20 protein-coding genes, 1 tRNA gene, 2 pseudogenes and 1 riboswitch are annotated in these 23,721 nt (G+C 63.3%); of the genes and pseudogenes, 7 read left to right on the top strand and 16 right to left on the bottom strand.

The window, feature by feature from the left end; all coding sequences use genetic code 11:
• Positions 1-2: 2 nt before the first annotated feature.
• From Q7J58_RS14365 to Q7J58_RS14300, 14 genes and pseudogenes are all read right to left on the bottom strand, one after another.
• A complete protein-coding gene (locus Q7J58_RS14365; protein WP_304829413.1) occupies positions 3-1,556 on the bottom strand; it encodes a transglycosylase SLT domain-containing protein in 1,554 nt (517 codons plus the stop codon).
• Positions 1,557-1,687: 131 nt separating this feature from the next.
• Positions 1,688-2,461 (bottom strand): hydroxyacylglutathione hydrolase, encoded by a 774-nt coding sequence (gene gloB / locus Q7J58_RS14360; protein WP_304829333.1) that lies wholly within the window; start codon positions 2,459-2,461, stop codon positions 1,688-1,690.
• 219 nt (positions 2,462-2,680) lie between these two features.
• Positions 2,681-2,756: transfer RNA gene (locus Q7J58_RS14355), tRNA-Asn, on the bottom strand.
• Positions 2,757-2,812: 56 nt separating this feature from the next.
• Positions 2,813-5,008 carry a TonB-dependent siderophore receptor gene (locus Q7J58_RS14350; RefSeq protein WP_304829331.1) on the bottom strand — a complete coding sequence of 732 codons (2,196 nt, stop codon included), beginning with the start codon at positions 5,006-5,008 and terminating at the stop codon, positions 2,813-2,815.
• Positions 5,009-5,083: 75 nt separating this feature from the next.
• A riboswitch (TPP riboswitch) is annotated at positions 5,084-5,186 on the bottom strand.
• 110 nt (positions 5,187-5,296) lie between these two features.
• The gene (locus Q7J58_RS14345; RefSeq protein ID WP_304829328.1) at positions 5,297-6,397 is read right to left on the bottom strand and encodes an NAD(P)/FAD-dependent oxidoreductase; all 1,101 of its coding nucleotides are present in this window, start codon (positions 6,395-6,397) and stop codon (positions 5,297-5,299) included.
• Between the two features lie 5 nt (positions 6,398-6,402).
• On the bottom strand, positions 6,403-6,732 hold the full coding sequence (gene fdxA / locus Q7J58_RS14340) for a ferredoxin FdxA (RefSeq protein WP_304829325.1): 330 nt from the start codon (positions 6,730-6,732) through the stop codon (positions 6,403-6,405).
• A gap of 106 nt (positions 6,733-6,838) precedes the next feature.
• A pseudogene (locus tag Q7J58_RS14335) lies at positions 6,839-8,149 on the bottom strand (GTP-binding protein).
• Between the two features lie 215 nt (positions 8,150-8,364).
• On the bottom strand, positions 8,365-9,318 hold the full coding sequence (gene cysD, locus Q7J58_RS14330; RefSeq protein WP_304829322.1) for a sulfate adenylyltransferase subunit CysD: 954 nt from the start codon (positions 9,316-9,318) through the stop codon (positions 8,365-8,367).
• Positions 9,319-9,456: 138 nt separating this feature from the next.
• Positions 9,457-10,080 (bottom strand): phosphoadenosine phosphosulfate reductase family protein, encoded by a 624-nt coding sequence (locus tag Q7J58_RS14325; RefSeq protein WP_304829319.1) that lies wholly within the window; start codon positions 10,078-10,080, stop codon positions 9,457-9,459.
• A 17-nt stretch (positions 10,081-10,097) separates the two neighbouring features.
• The gene (locus Q7J58_RS14320) at positions 10,098-10,493 is read right to left on the bottom strand and encodes a DUF934 domain-containing protein (RefSeq protein ID WP_304829316.1); all 396 of its coding nucleotides are present in this window, start codon (positions 10,491-10,493) and stop codon (positions 10,098-10,100) included.
• Positions 10,494-10,522: 29 nt separating this feature from the next.
• Positions 10,523-12,292: a nitrite/sulfite reductase gene (locus Q7J58_RS14315; protein WP_304829410.1), complete on the bottom strand. Its 1,770-nt coding sequence runs from the start codon at positions 12,290-12,292 to the stop codon at positions 10,523-10,525.
• A gap of 31 nt (positions 12,293-12,323) precedes the next feature.
• Positions 12,324-13,115 carry a sulfite exporter TauE/SafE family protein gene (locus Q7J58_RS14310; RefSeq protein ID WP_304829313.1) on the bottom strand — a complete coding sequence of 264 codons (792 nt, stop codon included), beginning with the start codon at positions 13,113-13,115 and terminating at the stop codon, positions 12,324-12,326.
• Between the two features lie 119 nt (positions 13,116-13,234).
• Positions 13,235-14,437, bottom strand: a complete 1,203-nt coding sequence (locus Q7J58_RS14305; protein WP_304829310.1) for an FAD-dependent oxidoreductase — start codon at positions 14,435-14,437, stop codon at positions 13,235-13,237.
• A gap of 14 nt (positions 14,438-14,451) precedes the next feature.
• Positions 14,452-14,724: an oxidative damage protection protein gene (locus Q7J58_RS14300; protein WP_304829308.1), complete on the bottom strand. Its 273-nt coding sequence runs from the start codon at positions 14,722-14,724 to the stop codon at positions 14,452-14,454.
• A 126-nt stretch (positions 14,725-14,850) separates the two neighbouring features.
• Between Q7J58_RS14300 and Q7J58_RS14295 the strand changes: the two genes are divergently transcribed.
• The 6 genes from Q7J58_RS14295 (at position 14,851) to Q7J58_RS14270 (ending at position 20,420) form a co-directional block, all read left to right on the top strand.
• A complete protein-coding gene (locus Q7J58_RS14295; RefSeq protein WP_304829305.1) occupies positions 14,851-15,861 on the top strand; it encodes a sulfate ABC transporter substrate-binding protein in 1,011 nt (336 codons plus the stop codon).
• A 130-nt stretch (positions 15,862-15,991) separates the two neighbouring features.
• Positions 15,992-16,990, top strand: a complete 999-nt coding sequence (locus Q7J58_RS14290; RefSeq protein ID WP_304829302.1) for a sulfate ABC transporter substrate-binding protein — start codon at positions 15,992-15,994, stop codon at positions 16,988-16,990.
• Positions 16,991-17,881, top strand: a complete 891-nt coding sequence (gene cysT / locus Q7J58_RS14285) for a sulfate ABC transporter permease subunit CysT (RefSeq protein ID WP_304829300.1) — start codon at positions 16,991-16,993, stop codon at positions 17,879-17,881.
• Positions 17,878-18,789: a sulfate ABC transporter permease subunit CysW gene (gene cysW, locus Q7J58_RS14280; RefSeq protein ID WP_304829297.1), complete on the top strand. Its 912-nt coding sequence runs from the start codon at positions 17,878-17,880 to the stop codon at positions 18,787-18,789. The genes cysT and cysW overlap by 4 nt, the downstream gene beginning before the upstream one ends.
• A 22-nt stretch (positions 18,790-18,811) precedes the next feature.
• Positions 18,812-19,894: a sulfate ABC transporter ATP-binding protein gene (locus Q7J58_RS14275; RefSeq protein WP_304829295.1), complete on the top strand. Its 1,083-nt coding sequence runs from the start codon at positions 18,812-18,814 to the stop codon at positions 19,892-19,894.
• A 1-nt stretch (position 19,895) separates the two neighbouring features.
• Positions 19,896-20,420, top strand: a complete 525-nt coding sequence (locus Q7J58_RS14270) for a disulfide bond formation protein B (protein ID WP_304829293.1) — start codon at positions 19,896-19,898, stop codon at positions 20,418-20,420.
• A 9-nt stretch (positions 20,421-20,429) separates the two neighbouring features.
• Here the strand turns inward: Q7J58_RS14270 and ppk2 are convergent, their stop codons facing one another.
• Both ppk2 and argA read right to left on the bottom strand, forming a co-directional pair.
• Positions 20,430-21,752 carry a polyphosphate kinase 2 gene (ppk2, locus tag Q7J58_RS14265; protein WP_304829290.1) on the bottom strand — a complete coding sequence of 441 codons (1,323 nt, stop codon included), beginning with the start codon at positions 21,750-21,752 and terminating at the stop codon, positions 20,430-20,432.
• 112 nt (positions 21,753-21,864) lie between these two features.
• On the bottom strand, positions 21,865-23,205 hold the full coding sequence (gene argA, locus Q7J58_RS14260; protein ID WP_304829287.1) for an amino-acid N-acetyltransferase: 1,341 nt from the start codon (positions 23,203-23,205) through the stop codon (positions 21,865-21,867).
• A 36-nt stretch (positions 23,206-23,241) separates the two neighbouring features.
• On the opposite strand from argA, the pseudogene Q7J58_RS14255 reads away from it, so the two are divergent.
• Positions 23,242-23,721, top strand: a pseudogene (locus tag Q7J58_RS14255) (ATP-dependent helicase); the annotation flags it as partial.

Raw genomic sequence — 23,721 nt, 5'->3', positions numbered from 1 at the left:
GTTCAAGGCTGGATGGTCTTTTTGGCGTTGGCTGCGACCTTGGTTTTACTGGCGGTTCTTTGGGTTGCCTGTGGTGATTTTTTGCTGTTGGCAACCGTTTTTCGCACAGATGATGGCGAGCTTTCCTCGCGGCCGGTTTTCCGAGGCGATGAGGCCAGAGTGCCCGCGGTGCGCTGCGGCAGCATCAGGGTGATGCGTTGGCCGGGCTTGAGCTGTGCGTTGACCGCAAGCTTGTTCCAGCCTGCCGCACTCACAGGACTCACGCCATAGCGGTTGGCCAGTTGGGCCAGGTTTTCGCCTTTGCGGGCCCGCACCGAGGCGCGCCGCAGCACCATTTCAGGCTGGAGGCTCAGGTGGCCGTTGTCTGCCACGTGCATCGATACGTCGCTGTTGCGCTGGCCATTGCGGGGAACAATCAAACTGGAGCCAGCGCGCACCAGCATGCGCGGTGGAATGGTGTTGATGCTGCGCAGTTCCCGCACATTCATGCCGACACGTTCGGCGGCTTGTTCTGCCGTCATGGTGGTGGGAACCACCCAGGCCGTCCAAGTGGCCAGCGGCCCATTGTGTTTTTGCAATTCACTGTGGAACACCGCCGCACTCTCCCAGGGCAGCAAGATGTTGGGTGTCCCCGCAGCCATCACGACCGGGTGTTTCAGCGACGGGTTGAGTGCACGGAAATCCTGCTCACTGATGCCGGAAATACGGGCGATGACGGACACATCCATGTCTCGGTCCAGTGTGACCGTGTCAAAGAATGGGTGGTTGCCAATCGGTGGCAGCTGGGTGCCAAATGCTTCGGGTTTTGCAATGATATTTTTCAGCGCCTGAAGCTTGGGTACGTACATGCGCGTTTCCATGGGCATGCCCAGATCGGTGTAACCCGTTGGGAGTCCTTTGCGCTTGTTTTGGGTGATGGCCCGGTTGATGTTGCCCTGCCCCCAGTTGTAGGCTGCCAGCGCCAAGTGCCAGTCGCCAAACCGGTTGTGCAGTTGTTGCAGGTAGTCGAGTGCGGCGCGGGTGGAGGCCAGTACATCGCGGCGGTCGTCGCGAAAGACGTTTTGCTTGAGGTCGAACGACTCGCCGGTGGCTGGCATGAATTGCCATATACCGGCCGCGCGCGCACTGGATACCGCTTGGGGGTTGAACGCACTTTCAATGAACGGCAGCAGCGCCAGTTCCATCGGCATGTTGCGTCGCTCAATCTCTTCGACGATGTGAAACAGGTAGCGGCTTGAACGCGCTGTCATGCGCTGGATGTAGTCGGGCTTGCTGGTGTACCACTTTTCGCGACTGCGAACCAAGTCGGTGTCCAAATCTGGCATTGCCAAGCCGCGGCGGATGCGATCCCATAAATCTGAAGGCGCAGCCAGCGTTGCCACCGCGGGTAGGCTGGTGGTGGCGGTACCCAGGGCGCTGAGTGGTCCGGCAGGCAGGCTTGGGCGTTGCTTGGCAGATTTTGGGAGGGTCGTCTCGACGACTGGACGGTCAAATCCCGTGGGTTGGCTGGTGTGGGTATCTTGGCCTACGGTGGCGCAACCGCTTAACAACAGCATCAACAGGCCCAGCAGTGTGAACTGGGATCTGCGCGCCTGTGCATGACAGGGTACGTCCGGATGGGCGGGAGTGCGGCGAGAGATGGTGGTAAACGTTGGCAAAGCAATGCAGGCGGATAGCGCGGTAAGGATTATTTGAAAACGTTTTTCCATGCCCGGAGCGTAGCGAAAATGCTCACGTCGTCGTTGGAGGCAAGGGGGTCGTGGGTGGAAACCGCCTGTCGAACCGCTGTTTCACGGCTGCGAAGAAATGGGTTGATCTGCTTCTCAACCAAGATGGAGCTCGGCAGCGTGGGAAAGTTCTGTGCACGCAGCGCCTGGCAATGTGTCACGTAGGCTGCCAGTTCGGCGTTGTCCGGCTCCACGGCTTGTGCAAACTTGAGGTTGGAGAGTGTGTATTCGTGCGTGCAACAGACCTGGGTGGCATCGGGTAAGCGGCTCAATCTGTCCAAAGCGTTCAACATTTGGGTCGGTGTGCCCTCAAACAGGCGACCACAGCCCCCAGAAAACAGTGTGTCACCGCAGAAGAGCAGGGGTGCGCCATCGACGTCGGGACAGAAAAAAGCAATGTGCCCTGCGGTGTGCCCAGGCACTTTGATGACCTGAAAGGACAGACCGAGCACCGTCACCACATCGCCTTCGTCCACGCGTTGCAGGGGTTCGGGCATGGGTTCTTCGGTAGGACCCACGACCCGCGCACCGGTCGCCTCGCGCAACGCGGCGACGCCACCGGTGTGATCGGCGTGGTGGTGGGTAATGAGGATGGTGTCGAGCTGCAAACCTTGCAACTTGAGCCAGTGCAAGACGCCTTCGGCCTCGCCCGGGTCCACCACGAGCGCGCGTTGCGCATGGTGCAACACCCAGATGTAGTTGTCGGTGAATGCGGGGATGGGCAGGAGTTGCATCGGGAGTTTGGGTAGGGTGGCTGTGCCCCGCAGGCCGGTGATCGACCCTTTGAGCCCATGGGCGGATGGGTTCGGTAGGCGCACAAGTATCGCAGAGCATGCGGTCTTGCCAACCAGCCCACTCCGCACGAAGCTGTATTGTGTAGGCGGGTTGCGCGCGTTCAGACGAAAAAAAAGCACCTGACTCGTGAGAATCAAGTGCTTTTTAAAACTGACTTTTGGCTCCCCGACCTGGACTCGAACCAGGGACCTGCGGATTAACAGTCCGTCGCTCTACCGACTGAGCTATCAGGGAACAGCCTCGAATTATAGAGAGGTTTTTACCGTTTTATCAAGTGGGTCCAAAATTTCTTAAAAATTTGTTTGCAGCGCCAAGCGAACGGTCCGGGGGGCGCCGGGGAACAGGTAGACGTGGCCGTACTGGTAGGGTGACTCTTTGAAGTACGGCCGATCCAGAAGATTGTCGACAGACAGGGTCCAACTGGCTGGGTGACCGTTCAGCCGGGTCACGTACCGCAGGGATGCGTCCACACGCGTCCAGGCCGGCAGCTGCAGCGAACCGTCGGGCACCACCGCGCGGCGGCCTTCGTGCGAGAGGTGCGCGCCCAGGTGAAGACCGGGCACGGTGGCCAGGGCGTGGTTGAGGTTGGCGCGCAGCACCCAATTGGGCACGTTGGTGGGGCGTTGGCCGTTCAGCGTGGGGTCGATCGCCGAGTGTTGGCGTTCGGCATGGATCCAGGTCGCGCTGGCGTGGTAGGTCCAGGCGCCGCTGGTGCGGCCACCGCCCAGTTCCAGTCCTTGGTGGCGGGCATGGCCGTCGATGACGCGGGTGCAAGAACCCGGGCGGCTGTCACTGCACGAAAGCGTGGGGTCGAGGCGCAAATCGGCAGACACGGGGCGTGTGATGTTGAAGACCGTGGCGTTCCAGCGCTGGGCGCCGTTGTCGGACTTTAGACCCAGCTCCCATTGGCTGCTTTTGAGCGCAGGCAGGGCTTGGCCTTGGTTGGTGTAGCGGGCGCGGTCGGGAGCGACCTCGGATTCGACTCCCTGGCTCCAGCTGGCATAGGCCATGTGGGTGGGGTTGAATTGCCAAGTGGCGGCGAGCCAGGGCGTGGTGACGTTCTGGGCGTAGTCGGTGGCCCGCGTTGCGTCGGTTCGCACACTGGCGCGGTTCAGTCGGGTGTGGCGCAGGCCCAGCCAGGTTTGCAGCTGCTTGTTCCAGCGGATCACGTCGGTGGCAAAAAATTCGGTGCTGCGTTCGGTGCGCAGGGTGTACGGGTCGGTGGTGTCGGCCAGCGGTGCGAACGGTGGCAACGTGAAGAGGTTGCCTGTGCCCACCGGGGCGTTGTTGTCGGCTTGCGGCTGGCCCCGGTCGGTGAAACGGCTGGTCACCACGCCGGCGCTGACCTGGTGTTGCACCGCGCCGGTGCTCAGCTTGCCGTTGATGCGCCACTGGGCGGCGGTGGTCTGGCGTCGCTCGTTGTCGCTTCGGTAGTCGTACAGGTCGAAGTCGCCATTGGGGCAGTAGCTGTACAGGTATTCATTGGCAACCGGATCGAAGCAGCCATAGGGATAGGCCAGCCGGTCGTCTGTTTTCAGCCGTTGTGTGCCCAGTTGCGCTTGCCAGCTCCAGTCGCTGTTGACGGCTTGGGTGTAGCGCAGGCTGCCGCTGAAGTTTTGGAACACCACGGGCTGGGTCCAGGGCTGGGTGTTGATGTTGATGCGGGCGTCGGCTGGGGGCAGGGCGCTGCCCAGCAGGCTCAGGCCAGGCACGCTGGCCTGGCTGCGGCGCGAAATCTCGAATTCGCCTTCCAGCAGGCTGTCGGGCGACAAGCGCGCGTCCAGCGCCAGGGCCATCAGGGCGCGCTGGCCTTCGGTGCCGCGAGCGTGGCTGTTCAGACGCTCGCCCAGCAGGTTCAGGCGGTAACCCACGGCCTTGTCGTCACCCAGGCGCCCGCCCAGGTCGGCGTGCACCAAGGCGTTGCCGGTGCTGGTGGCTTCCAGGCGCAGGTTGCGCAAGGTGTTTTGCGTGGGGCGCTTGACCACCAGGTTGAACAGGCCACCCGGCGCACTGGTACCGGCCTGGATGCCGCTGGTGCCTTTGAGCAGCTCCACGCGCTCCAGGTGGTCCAGCGGGAGCGCGGTTTCGGCGCTGATGGGCAAGCCTTCGCGGCGGTAGTTGTAGGTGTTGTCGATGACGAAGCCGCGCACGCTGGCGTAGTCGTAGTAGCCACCGGCGTTGTAGGCGTCAGAGACCGATGCGTCCAGGCGGTACAGGTCGCTCAAGCGGCGGGCCCCGGTTTGGGCGATGTCGTCTGACGGTATCACCGTGGCGCTGAGCGGCGTGCTGCTCAGCGGCTGGTCGGCGAATCCGCCGACATCGGGAGCCACGGTGGCTGTGCCACTTTGAATCACGACCTCGGGCAGGCTGGCCGCAGGTGCTGTGCTTTGCGCTTGCGCCACAGGCGCGCAAGCGATCAGGCAAGCCAGGGCGGCGCTGCGGGGTTTGAATGGAAAAGGCTGAGAGAGACGGGTTGTTTTTGCCATAGGTGTTGTCCGTGGGACAGTCATGGCAGGTCGGCTTTGCGCTGGCCTTGAACACCGCACGGTGGATGTGCGGCAGGCTTTGCGTGGCTGCTTCCCTGCGCGAGGATTACCTCAATCAGGTTCAAAGGGACTTTCTCAGTCGTGGCCTTCACAGGCCACAACACCCCTAGCGAGTGCGTTTTTCAAACGCGTGCGGATTGTAGGTGCAAACAACAAAGCCCTCGCGGAGGAGGGCTTCGGATGTGTGCCGTGCTGGCTCAGCGCAAGAAAGGCATCAACAGGATGTATTCAATCGAACACCGGCGACTCGACACCCAGCACCTTGTGCAGTTTGGGGCTGGTGGTGGTGTATTGCAAAAACACCTTTTTCTCCGGCGAGATGATGGGCATGGCGCCAAAAGCGGCCAGGGCACACTCGTGGAAGCCGCACAGAATGAGCTTCTTTTTGCCGGGGTAGGTGTTGATGTCACCCACCGCAAAAATGCCCGGCACGCTGGTGGAAAACTTTTCGGTGTCCACCACCAGTTGTTTGCGCTCGATGGCCAGACCCCAGTCGGCAATGGGCCCGAGCTTTGGGGACAAACCAAAAAACACCAGCAACACGTCCAGTGGCACCACGCGGGTGACGCCATCGGAGCCGGTGACTTTGGCTCCGGTGAGGTGGCCGTCTTTTTCTTCGTAGCCTGTGATCTGGCCCACGATGAATTGCATTTCAAGCTGCTCACACAGCGCGCGCATTTTCGCCACGTTGGCGGGTGCGGCCTTGAAGCCGTCGCGGCGGTGGATCAGGATCACGCTCTCGGCTTTGTTCGGGCCATCCGTCACGAAGTTGAGCGCCCAGTCGATGGCCGAGTCGCCACCGCCCACGATCACCAGGTTTTTGCCCGCAAAGTCGGCAGGGTTTTTGACCCGGTAAAACACCTGCGTTTCGTGAAAACGCTCCAACCCATCGACCTTGAGGTAACGCGGTTGAAAGGCGCCCACCCCGGCGGCGATGAACAGGGTTTTGGTGAGGAACTGGGTGCCTTGGGTCGTGGCCACGAAGAAGCGTCCGTCGGCCTGTTGTTCTACCGTGGTGACTTCCTGACCCAGGTGGAAGGTGGCGCCAAAGGGCGCAATTTGCTGGAGCAGGTTGTTGGTGAGTTCCTGGCCGGTGCACACCGGAATGGCCGGTATGTCGTAGATCGGCTTGTCGGGGTACAGCTCCACTGGCTGGCCACCGGGGTAGGCCAGCGCGTCGATCACGTGGGCCTTGATCTCCAGCAGGCCCAGCTCGAACACCTGAAACAGGCCCACCGGGCCGGCGCCCACAATGACCGCATCGGTTTCGATCGGTCCGTCGTGTGCGGCGGCGGTGCTCACCACTTCGGGGTTCAGCAGCGGGTCCATGGCGATCAGCGGATCAGTTCAGACAGCTTGCCAGTGCGGTCTTTCCAATCGTCGGCGTCGGGCAGTGGCTCTTTGCGTTTGGTGATGCTTTTCCAGCCGGGCAGCAAGGCCAGGTCGGCATTGAGCTGGGTCATGTGCAACTGGTCTTTGGGCAAATCTTCTTCGGCAAAGATGGCGCTGACCGGGCATTCGGGGATGCAGACGGCGCAGTCGATGCACTCATCGGGGTCGATGGTCAGAAAGTTGGGACCTTCGCGGAAGCAGTCGACGGGGCATACGTCCACACAATCGGTGTATTTGCAGCGGATGCAGGATTCGGTGACAACGTGGGTCATGGTGGTGTGGGCTGTTCGGTGAAACCCATGATTTTAGGGTTTCCCTGAGGGTAAGGCGGGGTCAAGCCCCTTGCGTTGACATAAGTTAAGGTTGTAGAGCGCGTCTTCAATTCACGAGCAGGGCTCCTGAGGTTTTGTGGCTGGCTGTGTCCACCAGCACCAATGAACCCAAGGCGCGTGACTGCGCAAACGGCAGGGTGACCAGCGGTTCTTGCAGGGTCAGTTCAATGTGGCCGATGGCGTTGGGTTCGAGCTGGGTCGCGTTGTCTTCGGCCAGCGTGTGAATGTCCAGCCGGTGCACGATGCGTTTGATCTTGGCCTTGACCCAGCGGTGGCCGTGCAGGGCCCAATACACGCGCCCGGGTACCAGGGTTTCGTCGTCCAGCCAGGCCACGGTGGCTTGAATGTCACGGCTGCCGTTCAACGTGCCGGTTTCGTCCACCGCCAGCAGCCAGTCGCCGCGGGACACGTCCACTTCGCGGTCCAGCACAATGCCTGCGCTGTGGCCCGCCAGCACGGCTTGGGGTGTGCGCACATGGTTGAGCACCTGGGCCACGGTGGCGGTTTGCCCGTTGGGCATGATGCGAACCTGTTGCCCCGGCTGCACGCCGCCGGTGGCCACGCGGCCCCAGAAGACGCGGCGGCCTTGACTGGTATCGGACGAGGACGAAAACTTTTCCACCCACTGCACGGCAAACGCAAACGGCAGCGTGGTTTCAGCGGCGGTAACCGGCAGGCGCTCCAGAATCTCCAGCAGCGTGGGGCCTTCGTAGCCGCACCACTGCGCTTGCGCACTGGCGTCCACCACGTTCCAGCCCTTGAGCGCCGAAATGGGCACGATGGCCGTGACGGGAACGCCGGCCTGGCGGGCAAATTGTTCCAGTGCTGCGCTGATGTGGGCAAACGCGGTGGTGCTGTCGCTCACCGCATCGAGCTTGTTGATGGCAAACACCACCGAGGGCACGCGCAGCAGTTTCAGCAGCAGGCTGTGGCGGCGTGTTTGCGGCAGCAGCGGCAGGTCGGCGTCTTGCCAGGCCAGTTTGGTGGCGTCGACCAGCACCACGGCGGCATCGGCGCTGGAGGCTGCGGTGACCATGTTGCGGGTGTACTGCTCGTGGCCGGGCGCGTCGCCAATGATGAACTTGCGCGCCTCGGTGCTGAAGTAGCGGTAGGCCACGTCGATGGTGATGCCTTGCTAGCGCTCGGCGGACAGGCCGTCGGTGAGCAGCGCCAGATCGGTTTCACCGTGGCGCTGCACGCCCGCCAGGTGGTCTTGCAGCACGGCCTTGCTGTCCACCAGCAAGCGGCCAATGAGCGTGCTCTTGCCGTCGTCCACGCTGCCGCAGGTGATCAGGCGCAGGGCGGCGCGGGTGTCTTGTGCCAGGGCTTCAGTGGGGTGGTTGAGGGTGGTGTTCATGGCAATGTGTTTCAAAAAACGGGCGTTCGGGGCTTTGGGCTTTTGGTCTTTTTGATGAGGGCTGGTTGCGCCTGCCCCCATCCCAGCCTTCCCCCAGAGGGGGGAGGAGCAAGACAGCGCTCCCTGGTCAAGCCGTTGCTCGCGTCAGCGGTGGAGGGGGTGAAGGCGCGTGCTTCCCCGTTTTGCGGGGAAGGTTGGGATGGGGGCTCTCTGGGTCAAAAATAGCCGTCTTTCTTGCGCTTCTCCATCGACGCGTCCGATGTCTTGTCGTCCATGCGGGTGGCGCCGCGTTCGCTCACCTCGGCGGCCAGGGTTTCGATGACGATGTCGTCTGCCGTGGCGGCCAGGCTTTCCACTGGGCAGGTGCAGGTGATGTCGCCCACGGTGCGAAAGCGCACGTCGCGCACCTGCACGGTTTCGCCGTCGCGTGGCGGGGTCAGCTCGGTCACCGGCACCAGCAGGCCACGGCGATCCACCACCTCGCGCGGGTGGGTGTAATAGATTGACGGCAGGGCGATGGCTTCGCGGGCAATGTATTGCCACACGTCCAGCTCGGTCCAGTTGCTGATGGGGAACACCCGGAAGTGTTCGCCGGGCTGCAAGCGGGTGTTGAACAGCGTCCACAGCTCGGGGCGCTGGGCCTTGGGCTGCCACTGACCGAAGCTGTCGCGGTGGCTGAAGATGCGTTCTTTGGCGCGGGCTTTTTCCTCGTCGCGGCGGGCGCCGCCGATCAGCGCGTCAAACCGGAACTCTTCAATGGCTTCCAGCAGCGTGACCGACTGGTGCACGTTGCGGCTCTCGCCCGGGTGGGCCAGGCGCACGGTGCCGCGGGCCATCGAGTCTTCCACGCTGCGCACGATCAGCTCGGCCCCGAGTTCCTGGGCGCGCTGGTCGCGAAAGGCGGTCACTTCGGGGAAGTTGTGGCCGGTGTCGATCATCAGCAGCGGGTAGGGAATGCGACCGGCGCCAAAGGCTTTTTCGGCGCACTTGAGCATGACCAGCGAGTCTTTGCCACCCGAGAACAGCAAGGTGGGACGCTCAAACGCGGCGGCCACTTCGCGCAGGATGAAGATGGTTTCCTCTTCCAGTGCGTCCAGGTGGGCGTTGCTCAGGCTGTGGTCGGTGTGGATGGGGTTGTGCAGCACGGCGGTGTCGGTACGGGCGTTCATGGTCGGGCAGTGGTTCGGTTCAAGAAAACGTGGCAGCTGGGGCAAGTCATCATCCAGGGCACCCGTGGAACCGGCTCAGCCGGCCACAGGGTGCGTCCCCCCACCGGGGGGAAGACGCGAAGCGGCGCAGGGGGGTACTCAATGCGCCAGATGCAGGCCGCATTCGCGGTTGTCTTCGCCCTTGGTCGGGTCCACGTAGTCGAAGTTGTTGGGCAGGCCGTGCAGCTCGCAGTAGTGGTACAGGTCTTTGGAGGTCCAGTGCAGCAGCGGTGCAACTTTGATGAGACCGTCGGGGTTGATGCTCACCGGCTCCATCTGGGCGCGCACGGCGGTGTCGGTGGCGCGCAGGGCGGTGAACCAGACCTTGGGCGCTGTTTCGCGCAGCGCACGGGCAAAAGGTTCGAGCTTCACTTCTTCGGTGAAGGCCGCGTGGCGCGGATCGTCCAGCGCGGGGGTTGCGCCTTCCACGGCTTCGCGGTGCGCGCGCGAACGGCGCGGCAGGTAGATCTTCAGGTTCAGCCCGAGCTGGCGGGTGACTTCGTCGGCAAAGCGGTAGGTGGCCTCGGTGTTGTAGCCGTTGTCCATCCAGACCACCGGCACATCCGGCTTGACGCGGGTGACCAGGTGCAGGATGACGGCCTCGAAGGGGCGGAAATTGGTGGTGACGATGGTCGGCTGGCCCAGGCCCAGGGCCCAGTTCACCAGGGCGGGGGCATCCTGACCGAGTTCGGCGTTGATGTGGGCGAGGTCGATGGTGCTCATGGTGTGGGTCTTCAAGCTCAGGCGGCAGCGAAATGCGGCGCGGTGTGTACCGCGTCACCTTGGTAAAAAGCCGGGAAGTGGGCCAGCAGCGCCTGGCCGTGAGCCAGATTCTGGTCGGCACGCAGCACGGCCTGTGTGAAGCCGCTGCGCTGCATCTGCAACAGTTGGTCAATCAACACATCGCCTGTGGCCCGAATCGTGCCGGTAAATCCCAGCCGGCGGCGCAGCAAAAAAGCCTGGCTGAAGGCGCGGCCGTCGCTGAATTTGGGGAACTGCAGCTCAATGACGGAAATGCCGCTCAGGTCGGCCTGGCGGGGGTCGCTGTCGTTGCTCAGGACCAATCGTTGCGGGTCTGGCTCAGCGGGTACAAAGCGGTCGGCCTGTGCCAATTCAAGAAGGGGTGTTGTGCTCATGGGGTGTTCCTGTGTGTCGGATCGGCGTTTCAAGCGCGCGCGGTGCTCACGCGCACGGCGTTGGCAGCGGTCTTGAAGGCGTCCAGCCCGGTGCGGCGCAGCGTGCGGACGAAGGTCTCGCCGTGGGTGCGTTGGGCGCGGTAGGTGTCCAGCAGGGCTTCAATCACGTCGGGCACTTCGCTGGCGGCAAACGACGGGCCAATGACCTTGCCCGGCGTGGCTTCGCCCGACAGGCGGGTGCCGTCCGATCCGCCCAGTGTGATCTGGTACCACTCCTGGCCGTCCTTGTCGACGCCCAGAATGCCAATGTGGCCGCTGTGGTGGTGACCGCAGGAGTTGATGCAGCCGCTGATGTGCAGGTCGATCTCGCCCAGGTCGTGCAGCTCGTCCAGGTCTTTGTAGCGGTTCAGCAGCGCTTGGGCGATCGGCAGCGAACGGGCGTTGGCCAGGTCGCAAAAGTCGCCACCGGGGCAGGCAATCATGTCGCTGAGCAGGCCAATGTTGGGCTTGGCCAGGCCCAGGCGGCGGGCTTCGCGCCACAACTCGGGCAGCTGGTCGCAGCGCACCCAGGGCAGCAGCAGGTTTTGTTCGTGCGTCACGCGGGCTTCGCCGGCCGAGAAGCGATCCGCCAGGTCGGCGGCGCGCTCCAATTGCTCTGCCGTCGCATCGCCCGGGGCAGCGCCGATGCGCTTGAACGACAGCGTCACAGCACGCAGGTCCGGGTTTTGGTGCGGCTTCACGTTTTGCGTCAGCCAGCGGCTGAATTCCACGTCGTCTTCGGCCGCCGCTTTCAAGATGTGCGCGATCTTGGCATCGGCGCTTTTGCGGTCGCAGTTCAAATTGGGCGCAACAAAGAAGGCGCTCACCCGGTCGAGTTCGGCCTGGGTGATGGTGTGCGGCGCGCCGTCCTTGTCCAGAATGTCGCGGTACTCGGCTTCCACCTGGTCGGTGAACGCCTGGCCCTCGGCCTTCACCAGAATCTTGATGCGGGCCTTGTAGATATTGTCACGGCGGCCGAAGCGGTTGTAGGCGCGCACCACGGCTTCGAGGTAGTTGAGGATCTGGTTCCAGGGCAGAAACTCACGGATGACCGCGCCGATGATGGGCGTGCGGCCCATGCCACCGCCCACGCGCACCTGAAAGCCCAGGTCGCCGTCCACATTGCGCAGCAGGCGCAGGCCCACGTCGTGCCATGGCGTGGCGGCGCGGTCTTCGCGGGCGCCGGTGATGGCGATCTTGAACTTGCGCGGCAGAAAGGCGAACTCGGGGTGCAGCGTGCTCCACTGGCGCATGATTTCGGCGAACGGGCGCGGGTCGGCCACCTCGTCCACCGCAATGCCGGCCAGTGCGTCGGTGGTGATGTTGCGGATGCAGTTGCCGCTGGTCTGGATGCCGTGCATGTTCACGCTGGCGAGCAGGTCCATCACGTCGGCCGAGCGGGCCAGCGGAATCCAGTTGTACTGGACGTTCTGGCGCGTGGTGAAGTGGCCGCAGCGGTCGGGCAGGGTGGGCACCTCGGCCAGGGCCGCGTTGGCTTTGGACGTGTCGTGTTCTTCCTTGTGGTCAAAGTCGCGTGCAATCTTGGCCAGCACGCGCAGTTGCGGGCTGGAGAGTTCGCCGTAAGGCACGGCCACGCGCAGCATGGGTGCGAAGCGCTGCACGTACCAGCCGTTTTGCAGCCGCAGGGGCTTGAACTCGTCCTCGCGCAGGGTGCCGGCCTGCCAGCGTTCGAGCTGGTCACGGAACTGGTGCGCCCGCAGCTGGACGAACTGGCGGTCAAAGTCGGAATACTGGTACATCGTCGTGGCGTGAAAAAAAGTCAAAAAGCGGTCAAAGAGCCATCAGCTTGAAGCCGGCGTACGCCAGCAAAACGGAGAGCGCCGAGCGCACCAGCCGCTCGGGCGTGTGGCGCATCAGGCGGGTGCCGAGCCAGATGCCTGGCAGTGAGCCGGCCAGCAACTGGCCCAGCAAAGGCCAGTCCACCGAGCCCAGGCTGGCGTGGCCCAGACCGGCCACCAACGTGAGCGGCACGGCGTAGGCAATGTCGGCGGCCACAATGCGCGGCAGTGGCAGCAGCGGAAACAGGAGCAGCAGCACCGACACACCAATGGCGCCCGCGCCAACCGAGGTGAGCGTGACCAGGGTGCCGATGACCGCGCCAAAGGCCACTGGCAGGCTCCAGTGGCGGGCACGGCTGGCAGCGTCCAGTTCGTCAGAGGCCAGCGTGCGGGGCAGCTGCTTGCCGCGCGCGGCTTTGTACAGCATGGCCGCCGCGGTGAGCAGCAAAGCCACACCCAAGGTGTTGGTCATGAGCGACTGCACTTCGGCACTCGCTGGGCCCAACTGGTGCAACACACCCAGGGTGATCACCGCAGCGGGCAGGCTGCCGGCGCACAGCTGACCGACCACCCGCCAAGGTACCAGTCGCTGGCGCGCCAGACTGACCGTGCCGCCGAGCTTGGTGAAGGCGGCAAACAGCAGGTCGGTGCCCACGGCCATGTAGGGCTTGACGCCGAAGAAAAAAATCAGGATCGGCGTCATGAGCGAGCCACCGCCCACGCCGGTCAGTCCGACGATGAGTCCCACGGCAAAGCCGGCAAAAAGGATGGCGAATTCAGGCATGGACGCGACTGTAGAGTCGCGTTCTTATAGTTCAAACTATTTTTTTATCATTCATATATGCCGAAAAAGGCATATGAGAAGGCGCATTGGGTCAACGATGCCGGTGCGTGCCGGTGGTTTTATCCCGCTGGGGTCAAAGCCCCCGTGGCTGGAACCTGTCTGCGCGCCAGCCGCCAGGCGAACCGCCCCGGGTCCAGGGCTTGCGCCAAATCGGGCTCCACACCGTCCAGCACCGCGCCGTCCATCTGTGCGGCCAGCAGTTGCGCGCACCAGTGCGCCAGCGTCAGGCCGCGTGAGCCCAGCGCTGTCAGCATGAAAAGACCGGGCCAGCGTGGTGTGTCGTGCAGGGCGATGCGGCCACGCCGCGCACCGGCTTGCGCCATGTGCTGGTGCAGGGCCGCCACGTGCGGCACCGCACCCACCAGGGGCAGGCGGTCCAGCGACGCGCAGCGCACGTTCGCCCAGCCCAGCAGGCTACCCTGGGCGGCGGCTTCGCGCAGGTGTTGGGCGGCTGGCGGGTGCAGGGCTTGCAGGCTGTGGGCGTTGCGCTCGTGGTCGGCCTCGCTCAGGGTGGTGCTGGCGTCGCCGCGCACGTAGGTGGAGCCCATGGACCAGATGCGCGTGGGCCAGTCAGGCGCCAGACCGCTGTCTTCGTAAGCGGGCACGAACACCCCGTTGTCGCGTAGCGGCCGGGGTGCCAGCGCCGGACCGGTGAGTGCGCCCAGGCTCATTTGCCCTTTCACCGGGCGCAATGGCAGGGCGTTGCTGTCCAGTTCGCTGGAGCTGTGGTGCAACACCGCCAGGCTGCCGAACGCGGCGGCCACCACCGCCACCGGGGCTTGGGCCACCAGGTGGCCGTGGGCATCCAGCGCTTGCCAGCCGGCTTGGCCGTGGTGGGTGTGGGGCTGCAGGCGGGCCACCGGCGTGTTCCAGCGTGTGGTCAGGCCGGTCAATTGTTGCGCCTCGGTCAGCCAGGCTTGCACCAAGGCCGCTGGCCGCACCAAGGCGGCGGGCCAGCGTCCGGGGTCGTGTCCCAGGTTGTCCACCTCACAGGCTTGCCAGCCGTGCCCCTGCGCCAGCAGCCGTTGCAGCTCGGCGCGTGTGTCGGCCACGCCCAGTGCAGACAGACGCGACAGCGGGGTGGGGGCTTTGGTGACATGCGGGCTGAGCATGCCCACCGGCAAGGCCGATGCGGCCTGTGCCGGGCCAGCGGCGGCGTCCACCAAGGTGCAATGCCAGCCGCGCCGGGCCAAGGCCACGCAGGTGGCGGCACCGGCCAGGCCCGCGCCGATCACCACGGCGTGGCGTTGGGTGGCGGTCAAGTGGGGCAGCGCTTTCAGTTGGCCGGTGGCACGTAGCCGGCGGCGGCGTCGGCACCTTCGCCAAAGAAGTGTTTTTCCATCTGCCGCGCCAGGTACTGGCGCGCGCGCGCGTCGGCCAGGTTCAGGCGGTTTTCGTTCAGCAGCATGGTCTGGTGCTTGAGCCAGGCGGCCCAGGCCTCTTTGCTCACCCCTTCATAAATGCGCTTGCCCAGCTCGCCAGGGTAGGGCGGAAAGTCCAGGCCTTCGGCCTCTTTGCCCAGTTTGATGCAGTGAACAGTGCGTGCCATGTGGATGTCCTTGAGAATTTTGTATAGACGATTTGGTTATAAACAACTGAGAACTTGGTCGTTCCAGTTTTTATGCATCGCTTCCATGATCCGCTCCGTTGTCAATTTTTTACGGAGAAATACCTCATGCAAGCACGCCGGGACTTTATCAATCTTTTGCTGGCCTCAAGCCTGGCAGGGTCGGCCTTCAGCGCTTTTGCGCAGCAGCCACTGACCTTGCTCAACGTTTCCTACGATCCCACGCGGGAGTTGTACGTCGAATACAACAAAGCCTTTATCCAGCACTGGAAGGCCAAGACCGGTCAAGACGTGACCATCAAGCAAAGCCACGGCGGCTCGGGCAAGCAGGCCCGGTCCATCATCGACGGCTTGGACGCCGATGTGGCCACGCTGGCGCTGGCGGGCGACACCGACGCCCTGCACAACAACGGTGGCTGGATTCCCAAGGACTGGCAAAAACGCCTGCCGCTGGGCTCTTCGCCCTACACCTCCACCATCGTGTTGGTGGTGCGCGCAGGCAACCCCAAAAACATCAAGGACTGGGACGACTTGGTGCGCCCCGACGTGAAGGTCATCACGCCCAACCCCAAAACCTCGGGCGGTGCCCGCTGGAACTACCTGGCGGCTTGGGAATTTGCCAAACGCAAATACGGCGGCGACGCCAAGGCCCAGGAATTTGTGGCCAAGCTCTACGCCAACGTGCCCGTGCTCGACACCGGTGCGCGTGGCTCGTCGGTCACCTTCGCCCAGCGCAACCAGGGCGACGTGTTCCTGTCTTGGGAAAACGAGGCTTACCTGCTGGAAAAAGAGTTCGGCAACCGGGTGGACTTTGTCTACCCCTCGCTGTCCATCCTGGCCGAACCGGCGGTGACGGTGGTGGACAAAAACGTGGACCGCAAAGGCACCCGAGCGGTGGCCGAGGAATACCTGAAATTCCTGTACACCGAAGAGGCGCAAGACATCATCGGCAAACACTTCTACCGGCCCACCTCGGCCAAGGCGCAGGCCAAGTACGCCAAACAGTTGCCCAAGCTCAACCTGTTCAAGATTGAAGACGCCTTCGGCGGCTGGGAGCAAGCGGCCAAGGTGCACTTTGCCGATGGCGGCATGTTTGACCAGATTTACACGCGGAAATGATGGGAACCGTGCGCAACGCACCAGATGTTCTTTATTTCAAATTCATATAAGAAAACAAGAACACAGTCGTTTGCATTCCAAGAGCCGTATCCCAGAATGCGCCCCATCGTTCTTTTGACCGCTTACATCCATGAAAAAAACCTTCAAACTCACCCTCGGCGCCATCGCGCTGGCCGCTGCCACCTTCGCTTCGGCCCAAACCACGCTGCTCAACGTGTCTTACGACGTGTCGCGCGAGTTTTACAAAGACCTGAACACCGCCTTTGTGGCCAGCTACAAAAAGGGCACCGGCAAAGACATCAAGGTGGACCAGTCGCACGCGGGCTCCAGCGCGCAGGCGCGTGCCGTGGCCGACGGTCTGGAGGCCGATGTGGTGACCATGAACACCACCACCGATGTGGACTTTTTGGCCGGGCGCGGTGTGGTGGCTTCGGACTGGAACAAGCGCTTTGCGCACAACGCCGCGCCCACCACCAGCACCATGCTGTTTTTGGTGCGCAACGGCAACCCCAAGGGCATCAAGGACTGGGACGACCTCATCAAGCCCGGTGTGCAGGTGATCGTGGTCAACCCCAAAACCGGCGGCAATGGCCGCATGGCCTATTTGGCGGCCTGGGGTTCGGTGCGGGCCAAGGGCGGCACCGACGCGCAGGCCGCCGAGTTTGTGAGCAAGCTGTACAAAAACGTGCCGGTGCTGGCACGCGGCGGACGCGATGCCACCGGCATCTTTTTGCAGCGCAACATCGGCGATGTGTTGGTGACGTTTGAGTCGGAAGTGGTGTCGGTGGACCGCGAATTTGGTGCGGGCAAGGTAGACGCGGTTCACCCCAGCAGCAGCATCGTGGCGGAAAACCCGGTGGCCATTGTGGAGCGCACGGTGAACAAAAAAGGCACCGCTGCCGAGGCCAAGGCCTATCTGGACTTTTTGTACACCGAAGAAGCGCAAGACATTGCGGCCAAGCACGGCATTCGCCCACGTTCTGAAGCCGTCTTGAAGAAATACGCCAGCACCTTCAAACCGCTGAAGCTGTTCACGGTGAACGAATACTTTGGTTCGATGACCGAGGCGCAGAAAGTGCACTTCAACGACGGCGGCCAGTTCGACAAGCTCTACACGCAGGGCAAATAAATGTCGGGCGCTCTTGCATCTCTGCCGGCATCCGCTCCGGCAGCGGGTAACCGCGCGCGCCGGGGTGGTGCCCGTGTGCTGCCCGGCTTCAACATCACGCTCGGGTTCACGCTGCTGTACCTGAGCCTGATTGTGTTGATTCCCCTGTCGGCCCTGGTCTTCAAGACGTTCACGCTGACCTGGCCCCAGTTCTGGGAGGCGGTGACCGCGCCGCGTGTGCTGGCCTCGTACCGGCTCACGTTTGGCGCCTCGCTCATCGCCGCGCTGGTGAACGTGGTGTTTGGCCTGCTGGTGGCCTGGGTGCTGGTGCGTTACAGCTTTCCGGGCAAAAAGATCGTCGATGCGCTGGTGGACTTGCCGTTTGCCCTGCCCACCGCCGTGGCGGGCATTTCGCTCACCGCGCTGCTGGCGGGCAATGGCTGGATTGGCCAGTACCTGGAGCCGCACGGCATTCAGCTGGCCTTCAACCCCAACGGGGTGGTGATTGCGCTGATTTTTATCGGTCTGCCGTTTGTGGTGCGCACGGTGCAGCCGGTGCTGGAAGACGCCGAGAAAGAGCTGGAAGAGGCGGCCACCTGCCTGGGCGCGACGCGCTGGCAGACCTTCAGCCGGGTGATTTTTCCGAGCATTGCCCCGGCGCTGCTGACCGGTTTTGCCATGGCGTTTGCACGCGGTGTGGGCGAATACGGGTCGGTGATTTTCATTGCGGGCAACATGCCGATGATTTCTGAAATTACCCCGCTGATCATCATCAGCAAGCTGGAGCAATACGACTACGCCGGTGCCACCGCCGTGGCCACGGTGATGCTGGTGGTCTCGTTTGTGTTGCTGTTGCTCATCAACGGCTTGCAAACCTGGCAGCGCCGGCGTTCGGGAGGGAGCAACGCATGAGCACACAAAACATTCGTACCGCCCGCAAGGGCACCACCGAGTCCGCCTGGGTGCGCTGTGTGCTCATTGGCACCGCGCTGGCGTTCATGTTTTTGTTCCTGGTGCTGCCGCTGGCGGCGGTGTTCACCGAAGCGCTGCGCAAGGGCTGGGACGCTTACGGGGAAGCACTGCAAGAGCCCGATGCCTGGTCGGCCATTCGCCTGACGCTGCTGACCGCTGCCGTGGCCGTGCCGCTGAACCTGGTGTTTGGTGTGGCGGCAGCCTGGTGTGTGGCCAAGTACGAGTTTTGGGGCAAGTCGTTCCTGACCACGCTGATCGATCTGCCATTTTCGGTCTCGCCGGTGGTGGCGGGTTTGATTTATGTGCTGGTGTTTGGCGCACAGGGCTGGCTCGGACCTTGGCTGATGGAGCACGACATCAAAGTGGTGTTTGCGGTGCCCGGCATCATGTTGGCCACCATTTTTGTCACCGTGCCCTTCATTGCCCGCGAGCTGATTCCGCTGATGCAGGCGCAGGGCAACGAGGAAGAGCAGGCCGCCATTGTGTTGGGCGCCACCGGTTGGCAGACCTTTTGGTACGTGACGCTGCCCAACATCAAATGGGGGCTGATTTACGGCGTGATTTTGTGCAACGCGCGGGCCATGGGCGAATTTGGCGCGGTGAGTGTGGTGTCGGGCCACATTCGTGGCCAGACCAACACCATGCCGCTGCATGTGGAGGTGCTCTACAACGAATACCAGTCGGTGGCGGCGTTTGCCGTGGCGTCGTTGCTGGCCTTGCTGGCGTTGGTGACGCTGGCCATCAAGAGCGTGGTGGAGTGGCGCCACGAGCGCGAAATGAAAGCCATTGCAGCGCTACCGCCAGAGCGGCCCACCCCGCTGGCATCTGCCGCAACCGTTTCGGCCTGAGGTCTGAAGAAAGAACATCCCCATGAGCATTGAAATCCGCAACGTCAACAAACACTTCGGCACCTTTCAGGCGCTGCGCGACGTGAACCTGGACATCGCCTCGGGCGAACTGCTGGCGCTGCTGGGGCCTTCGGGCTGCGGCAAAACCACGCTGTTGCGCATCATTGCCGGGCTGGAAACGCCCGACACCGGCAGCATCCATTTCAGCGGCACCGACACCACCGATGTGCATGTGCGCGAGCGCAAGGTGGGTTTTGTGTTCCAGCACTACGCCCTGTTTCGCCACATGACCGTGTTTGAAAACGTGGCCTTTGGCCTGCGCGTGAAGCCGCGTGGCGAGCGCCCCAGCGATGCGCAGATCCAGAAAAAAGTACACGACCTGCTGAGCCTGGTGCAACTGGACTGGCTGGCTGACCGCTACCCCGCGCAGCTCTCGGGCGGCCAGCGCCAGCGCATTGCCCTGGCGCGTGCCCTCGCGGTGGAACCCCAGGTGCTGCTGCTCGACGAGCCCTTCGGCGCGCTCGACGCCAAGGTGCGCAAGGAACTGCGCCGCTGGCTGCGCCGCCTGCACGACGAGTTGCACGTGACCAGCGTTTTCGTCACGCACGACCAGGAAGAAGCGCTGGAAGTGGCCGACCGCGTGGTGCTGATGAACAAGGGTGTGGTGGAGCAGAGCGGTTCGCCGCAGGACGTGTGGGACCACCCGGCCAGCCCGTTCGTGTACGGCTTCCTGGGCGATGTGAACCTGTTTCATGGCCGCGCCCACGAAGGGCTGCTGCACCTGGATGGTGTGGCCATTGACACACCCGAGCACGCCAACGCGCAAAACGCCCAGGCTTTTGCCTATGTGCGCCCGCACGATCTGGACGTGCAGCGCTACACGCCCGGTGCCAGCGGCATCGTGGCCCAGCTCAGCCGGGCCATTGTGGTGGGGCCGATTGCGCGGCTGGAACTCTTGCCGTTGCAGAGCAATCAACGTCCAGGACACGATCCCTTGATTGAAGCGCAAATTCCTGCGCAACAATTCAAGGCCTCGGGCTTTCAGGAAGGTGAGACCTTGGTGGTTTCACCGCGCAAAGCCCGCGTATTCCTAGAAGGACACTGACTTGATCCCCACGATTCCGACCGTCGCCCCCTCTGTTTTTGAGCGTTATCCTCGTCAGATACTGGGCCTGGTGGCCGCAGGCAGCACCGCCATGCTGGTCTTTGGCCTGTATTTGCAGCACAGCGTGGGGCTGGAGCCGTGCCCCATGTGCATCGTGCAGCGCTACGCGTTGATTCTGGTGGTGTTGGTGGCGGGGCTGGCGGCGGTGCTGCCCAAGCCGGGTGCGCGCCACACCGGGGTGTGGCTGATGGCTGCATTGGCGGTGTTCGGTGCCTTTGTGGCTGCGCGCCAGACGTGGCTGCAGTGGTACCCGCCCGAGGTGCTGAGCTGCGGGCGCGACTTCTTCGGCATGATCGAGTCCTTCCCGCTCAAGCGCGCCATTCCCATGATCTTCAAAGGCAGTGGCGACTGTTCTGCGATCGACTGGACCTTTTTGGGCCTGTCGATCGCGAACTGGTCCTTCCTGTATTTCACGGCCATCGTGGTGCTGGCCGTGGTGCTGTGGGTACGGCGCCCGGGTCGCTGAAAGACACCGTTACAGAATGGCGCTGCCGGGGCGCTCGCCGCGCTCGTACACCACATGGGCGCGGCCCACAATCAGCGAGTCCAGTGCACCAATATTTTTCGGGTCTTTGTTGGTGTAGGGCAGTTTTTGCAGCAGGTAGCGCATGGCGTTCAGACGGGCGCGTTTTTTGCAGTCGCTCTTGATCACGGTCCACGGCGAGTCGGCCGTGTCGGTCTCAAAAAACATGGCTTCCTTGGCCTTGGTGTAGTCGTCCCACTTGTCCAGCGAAGCCAAGTCTATCGGGCTCAGTTTCCACTGTTTCAGCGGGTGGGCCTTGCGTTCCTTGAAGCGGCGGCGCTGCTCTTCGCGGCTCACCGAAAACCAGAACTTGATGAGGTGCACGCCGCTGCGCACCAGCTGGCGTTCAAACTGCGGCGCCTGGCGCATGAATTCCTGGTATTCGTCGTCGCTGCAAAAGCCCATGACGCGTTCCACACCGGCGCGGTTGTACCAACTGCGGTCAAACAAGACGATCTCGCCCGCTGTGGGCAGGTGCTGCACATAACGCTGAAAGTACCACTGGCCGCGTTCCACCTCGCTGGGTTTTTCCAGCGCCACCACGCGGGCGCCGCGTGGGTTCAGGTGCTCCATCATGCGTTTGATGGTGCCGCCCTTGCCGGCGGCGTCACGCCCCTCGAACAAAATCACGATGCGCTGGCCGGTTTCTTTGGCCCAGGCTTGCAGCTTGAGCAGTTCCACCTGCAGCTGGTATTTTTGCGATTCGTAGACCCGGCGCGACAGCAGGTTTTTGTACGGGTAGGCGCCGCTGCGCCAGTCGGCTGCCAGGGCATCGTCGGGGTTGGGCAGCGCTTTGGCTTGGCTGCGCACCACCTGGGTTTCCTGTTTGAGCAGGCGGCGGATGGCTTTGGCATCGTCGGGTGCGGCACCTTCCAGAATGGCGCGCAGCGACTCGGCCTTGTCGCGCTGGCTGCTGTCAGGGCGCGACAGAATGTCTTGCACGGCGGCCAACTGGGCCGCCTGGCGCGAAGCCACGGCCCGTGACACGGTGTTTTTGCGGATCTGGGTGGGCTGGCTGGTCCCGCTGGTGTCGCCCAGCGCCACGCGGCGGGGCTTTTCAGCGACAGGACGGGCCAGCGCTGTTGAGGCGCTGGGCTTTTTCGCCACCGCAGCGGGGCGCAGGGCCGCAGACACCGTTGTGGCGGCGCGGGGCTGGCGCAGTTGCGCGGTGGGTTTCGCTGCACGGCTGCTTTTTACCGCTTGGGCGGAGGCCTTGGGCACGGCGGCGGGCTGTGGGTGGGTCGCGGGTGCGCTGGGGGTGGATCGTTCCTGCATCGGTGTTCATCTTTCTGTCACACAAAGCACCAGTATCGGCAACGGCCAGATCCATGGCTTGACTTTTATCAAGCCATGGGTGGCTGTGGTCGGTCACGCAGCGTGCTGCTGTTTACGGCAGTTTTTTCACCAGCACCTGGCTTTTGCGGTCCCAGTTGTACTTGCGCTTGCGCGCCTCGGGCAGCCAGTCGGGGTTGACCTGCACAAACCCGCGCTTGATGAACCAATGCATGGTGCGGGTGGTGAGCACAAAAATGCTTTGCAGACCCTGCGCACGTGCGCGGGTTTCGATGCGCTTGAGCAGGCGCTCGCCGTCGCCCTGGCTTTGCGTGTCGGGCGACACCGTGAGGGCGGCCATCTCGCCGGTGCGCGTTTCCGGGTACGGATACAGCGCGGCGCAGCCGAAGATGACGCCGTCGTGCTCGATGATGGTGTAGTAGCCCGCGTCGCGCTCAATCTCGGTGCGGTCGCGCTTGACCAAGGTGCCGTCTTTCTCGAACGGTTCAATCAGCGCCACGATGCCACTCACGTCGTCCATGGTGGCTTCGCGCACGCTTTCCAGTTTTTCGTCCACCACCATGGTGCCAATGCCATCGTGGGTGTAGATCTCCAGCAGCAGCGCGCCGTCCACCGAAAACGGCAAGATGTGGCTGCGGTCCACGCCACCTTCGCAGGCGCGGATGCAGTGCTGCAGGTAAAACGCGGTGTCGGTGGGCTGGGTGGGGGCGGGCAGGGCGGCCATCAGGGTTTTGGCGGCGGCCAGCGGCAGCTCGGTGTCAATTTCACTGCTCGGGTCGTGGGCGTCGAGTCGGATGCCGGGCACTTCGGTCAGGAACATCAGCTTGTCGGCCTGCAGCGCCACCGCCACCGAGGTGGCCACGTCTTCCATGGTCAGATTGAACGCCTCGCCGGTGGGCGAAAAGCCAAACGGCGACAGCAGCACCAGCGCGCCCATGTCCAGGGTGCGCTGAATGCCTTCGGTGTCGATCTTGCGCACCAGGCCCGAATGCTGAAAGTCCACCCCGTCCATCAGGCCGACCGGGCGGGCGGTCACAAAGTTGCCTGAAATCACCCGCACCGTGGCGCCGGCCATGGGCGTGTTGGGCAGGCCCTGGCTGAAGGCGGCTTCGATCTCGTAGCGCAATTGGCCCGCGGCTTCCTGCGCGCAGTCCAGCGCCACCGAGTCGGTGATGCGCATACCGTGTGAATACTGGGGCGTGTGGCCTTTGGCCAGCAGCTGTTCGTTGACTTGGGGCCGAAAGCCATGCACCAGCACAATTTGCACGCCCATGCTTTGGATCAGCGCCAGGTCTTGCGCAATCAAGGGCAGTTTGTTGGCCGCAATGGCCTCACCCGCCACGCCCACCACCACCGTGCTGCCGCGCAATTTGTGGATGTAAGGTGCGACCGAGCGAAACCAGGGAACAAAGGTGAAATTGAAGACGTTGGACATGGGGGTAGGCAGGCAGATCGGGCTGGCAGGCAGGGAATGGGGCGGGCGCGGATAATCACCGGTTGCCTGATTTTGACTGAAGTTGTGCCCTTGTCCTCTACGCCTTTGTTCATCGAATTTCCCGAATCCCTCCCGGTCTCTGCGCGCCGCCACGAGATCGAGGCGGCCATGCGCGAGCACCAGGTGGTCATCGTCTGCGGGGAAACCGGCTCGGGCAAGACCACGCAGTTGCCCAAAATTGCCTTGCAGATGGGGCGCGGCAAGCTCAACGCCAAGCCGGGCCAGCGCCCGCAGCTGATCGGCCACACCCAGCCGCGGCGCATTGCCGCCAGCAGCGTGGCCAAGCGCATTGCCGAAGAGCTGAAAACGCCGCTGGGCGAGGTGGTGGGCTTCAAGGTGCGCTTCCAGGACCGGCTCTCGAAAGACGCCTCGGTCAAGCTGATGACCGACGGTATCTTGCTGGCCGAAACCCAGACCGACCCGGACCTGCGCGCCTACGACACGATCATCATTGAC

It is taken from the genome of Hydrogenophaga sp. (genome assembly GCF_030656115.1).
In the GTDB taxonomy this organism is placed as follows: Bacteria; Pseudomonadota; Gammaproteobacteria; order Burkholderiales; family Burkholderiaceae_C; genus Hydrogenophaga.
This window is presented reverse-complemented; position numbering and strand designations above follow the sequence as displayed.

Excerpts from the sequence above, each read along its gene's own strand:
- Q7J58_RS14275 (WP_304829295.1), top strand. The coding sequence starts at position 18,812 with ATGAGCATTGAAATCCGCAACGTCAACAAACACTTCGGCACCTTTCAG.
- Q7J58_RS14365 (WP_304829413.1), bottom strand. The coding sequence starts at position 1,556 with ATGCTGTTGTTAAGCGGTTGCGCCACCGTAGGCCAAGATACCCACACC.
- Q7J58_RS14310 (WP_304829313.1), bottom strand. The coding sequence starts at position 13,115 with ATGCCTGAATTCGCCATCCTTTTTGCCGGCTTTGCCGTGGGACTCATC.
- Q7J58_RS14345 (WP_304829328.1), bottom strand. The coding sequence starts at position 6,397 with ATGGACCCGCTGCTGAACCCCGAAGTGGTGAGCACCGCCGCCGCACAC.
- gloB (WP_304829333.1), bottom strand. The coding sequence starts at position 2,461 with ATGCAACTCCTGCCCATCCCCGCATTCACCGACAACTACATCTGGGTG.
- Q7J58_RS14320 (WP_304829316.1), bottom strand. The coding sequence starts at position 10,493 with ATGAGCACAACACCCCTTCTTGAATTGGCACAGGCCGACCGCTTTGTA.
- cysD (WP_304829322.1), bottom strand. The coding sequence starts at position 9,318 with ATGAACGCCCGTACCGACACCGCCGTGCTGCACAACCCCATCCACACC.
- cysT (WP_304829300.1), top strand. The coding sequence starts at position 16,991 with ATGTCGGGCGCTCTTGCATCTCTGCCGGCATCCGCTCCGGCAGCGGGT.
- Q7J58_RS14325 (WP_304829319.1), bottom strand. The coding sequence starts at position 10,080 with ATGAGCACCATCGACCTCGCCCACATCAACGCCGAACTCGGTCAGGAT.
- cysW (WP_304829297.1), top strand. The coding sequence starts at position 17,878 with ATGAGCACACAAAACATTCGTACCGCCCGCAAGGGCACCACCGAGTCC.
- Q7J58_RS14350 (WP_304829331.1), bottom strand. The coding sequence starts at position 5,008 with ATGGCAAAAACAACCCGTCTCTCTCAGCCTTTTCCATTCAAACCCCGC.
- argA (WP_304829287.1), bottom strand. The coding sequence starts at position 23,205 with ATGTCCAACGTCTTCAATTTCACCTTTGTTCCCTGGTTTCGCTCGGTC.
- Q7J58_RS14290 (WP_304829302.1), top strand. The coding sequence starts at position 15,992 with ATGAAAAAAACCTTCAAACTCACCCTCGGCGCCATCGCGCTGGCCGCT.
- fdxA (WP_304829325.1), bottom strand. The coding sequence starts at position 6,732 with ATGACCCACGTTGTCACCGAATCCTGCATCCGCTGCAAATACACCGAT.
- Q7J58_RS14295 (WP_304829305.1), top strand. The coding sequence starts at position 14,851 with ATGCAAGCACGCCGGGACTTTATCAATCTTTTGCTGGCCTCAAGCCTG.
- Q7J58_RS14315 (WP_304829410.1), bottom strand. The coding sequence starts at position 12,292 with ATGTACCAGTATTCCGACTTTGACCGCCAGTTCGTCCAGCTGCGGGCG.
- ppk2 (WP_304829290.1), bottom strand. The coding sequence starts at position 21,752 with ATGCAGGAACGATCCACCCCCAGCGCACCCGCGACCCACCCACAGCCC.
- Q7J58_RS14300 (WP_304829308.1), bottom strand. The coding sequence starts at position 14,724 with ATGGCACGCACTGTTCACTGCATCAAACTGGGCAAAGAGGCCGAAGGC.